Here is a 1,667-nt window from a genome sequence, read left to right on the forward strand (position 1 = left end):
TATTTTCCGTACATGGCTCGTTTCCTTTCGCCGGATCCGGTGCGCGGCGATCCAGCCCAGCCCCAGAGCTTGAACCTCTACGCCTACGTCCGTGGCAACCCCCTCAACGCCGTGGATCCGGATGGGAGGATCACGCTGGCGCAGTACCATGTGCTTCAAGCGCTGAAGGATGCTGCGTTCGCGGCGAGTTCTCAGGAGCGTTTTTTCGAGCCTCTGGGTCGGGCGCTTTGGGAGGGGGCGAAGGTCTTGCTGGCGGCGCTTCAAGAGGCGCTCGCTGACATGCAGCGGCCGGGGGCGGGGGGCGGAGACGACGAGGGATCGGGGGTGGACCACGCGGCCAGCGCGGTGGGCCAGCTGCGAGAAGCGCAAGACCAGGCAATGACGAACCCTGGATTCCAGCAAGTTCCTCCAGAAAGAGGTCCCACACACTGCAACCAGGCGACGGTTTTTGTGGCGAGGGCGGTAGGTGCGCCGTTGGATCCGTTGGTGGATCGTCAGGGTTACGCGCTCCCGGCAAACCAGATGGCTGCTAACCTTGCGGCTTCGCCACAATACCGCGCCGTGAGCGAAGCCGAGGCACAGGCGCTAGCCAATCAGGGGAGGTTTGTGATCGCCGCCTGGAACAACCCCAAGGGAGCCCACGGCCACGTAGCCACAGTACGGCCCGAGATTCAAGGGGATAGGCTTCTCAAGCCAGGCGGCACGGGTGCGCTTTTAGCCAACGTTGGTCCGTCAAGACTCACTGGGGTTCCGCGGCGCAACTGGGCATTCCCGAGGGGCGCGGATGTTCGCTACTACACGCCGGTGGAGTAAAGTCCTATGAAAGGGAGAATCGTCATCGTCATCGTGGTTTTGCTGTTGGCCAGTTATTCGGGCCTCTTCGCGGAGGAGGGCGTAAACGGCAAATGGTGGAGTCGGCTCAACCAGGAAAGAAAGGAGGCCTTTCTTATAGGCCATATTCACTGTTTGCTTGACGCACGGGTATTACGGTGGGATGAGGACATGTACCTCGATATGCATGCTGTGCTGGCTGCCGTGGATGCTTATTTTCAGGGCGACCCTAAGCGGCAGTCCGAGCTTTTGTCGCCCTTGATGGATGGGCTGATCCCGCAGTATATGAAACACATCAAAAGGGAGCCAGGCGGGGAGTATCCCTGCGGCCCGGATGCTCCCTACGGCGCCACTGGCGGCGAGTTTTGGGCTACTCTCTATTCTCCGCCTTTCGACGACGGAGTAACCGATCGGGCTGCTTATCTCACCGGCTACCTGGAGTGCTACCGAGCCCACGTCAAGAACGGGTTGCACTTTTCCAAGCCGGTGTCCTTTTACGAGGCGAAGCTCAACGAGTTCTACGGAGTCGTGGATTACCCGGACTCGATGAGCGACTTCAAGCAGGAGCTTGCGTGCTTTCCAGTTGCAGAGGCGCTGAAGAAGTACGCTGACGAGGTCCTCGAAAAGCAAAAGCGGTAGCAGGGCATCTCATGTTCGCAAGCGCGCTTGGCGGCGTCCCTGCTTCGGAACACGAGGGCCTCCGAACGGGTGAGCTTGCGGGACCTTGGGGGCAAGGCGGTGCGGCACTACCTGTACTCCGGGGGAAGCTGGAGCTGGCTTGGGGACGATATCTTCGTGGGCAGACTGCGCATCGCCCAGGTCACGAGCTCGGGGAC

The 1,667-nt window shown here is 60.8% G+C and carries 2 protein-coding genes; both read left to right on the forward strand.

Features of this window, described 5'->3' with window-relative positions:
* Positions 1–813: RHS repeat-associated core domain-containing protein (locus EG19_RS11785; RefSeq protein WP_038050556.1), on the forward strand; the 813-nt coding region annotated here is incomplete at its 5' end.
* Between the two features lie 6 nt (positions 814–819).
* Complete coding sequence (locus tag EG19_RS11790) at positions 820–1,470, forward strand: hypothetical protein (RefSeq protein ID WP_038050557.1); 651 nt, start codon at positions 820–822, stop codon at positions 1,468–1,470.
* Positions 1,471–1,667: the final 197 nt, after the last annotated feature.

It is taken from the genome of Thermoanaerobaculum aquaticum (assembly GCF_000687145.1).
GTDB lineage: Bacteria > Acidobacteriota > Thermoanaerobaculia > Thermoanaerobaculales > Thermoanaerobaculaceae > Thermoanaerobaculum > Thermoanaerobaculum aquaticum.